The sequence below is a fragment of the Collinsella sp. HCP28S3_E9 genome, assembly GCF_052065455.1.
In the GTDB taxonomy this organism is placed as follows: Bacteria; Actinomycetota; Coriobacteriia; order Coriobacteriales; family Coriobacteriaceae; genus Collinsella.
On the sequence record NZ_JBQHTZ010000053.1, the window covers coordinates 1 to 392 of the forward strand.

Below are 392 nucleotides of genomic sequence, written 5' to 3' on the forward strand. Positions count from 1 at the left end.
AGCCGTGACCGGAATCGGTGAAAATACGTTAGCGCAACCGGTGAAACCGCCTTTGCGCGAACGGCGCGCCTGTTTAGCGAAACTGGTGAAAAATAGATTGACGCTAACACGTGAAGCCGCTGTACATGGACCAGGCCTCCTGCGACACCATCGACGCCGACGAGAACGCCGAGCCGCGCGTCCCCGACGAGCCGCTGATCGCCTCCTACATGAACTACCTCGTGACCAACCACGGCGTCATCGTCCCGCAGTACGGCGACGAGAACGACCAGCTGGCCGTCGACACGCTCCAGGAGATCTACGACGAGGTCTGGGGCGAGGGCGTCTACAAGTGCGTGGGCGTCAAGTCCGACCAGGTCGTCTACGGCGGCGGCAACATCCACTGCATCACG

Annotated in this window: 1 protein-coding gene; it reads left to right on the forward strand. The window is 61.7% G+C overall.

Annotated features, from left to right (window positions below):
* Positions 1-125: 125 nt before the first annotated feature.
* The coding region (locus ACTNA2_RS09115; RefSeq protein WP_441049398.1) for an agmatine deiminase family protein at positions 126-392 on the forward strand (267 nt) is incomplete at its 3' end.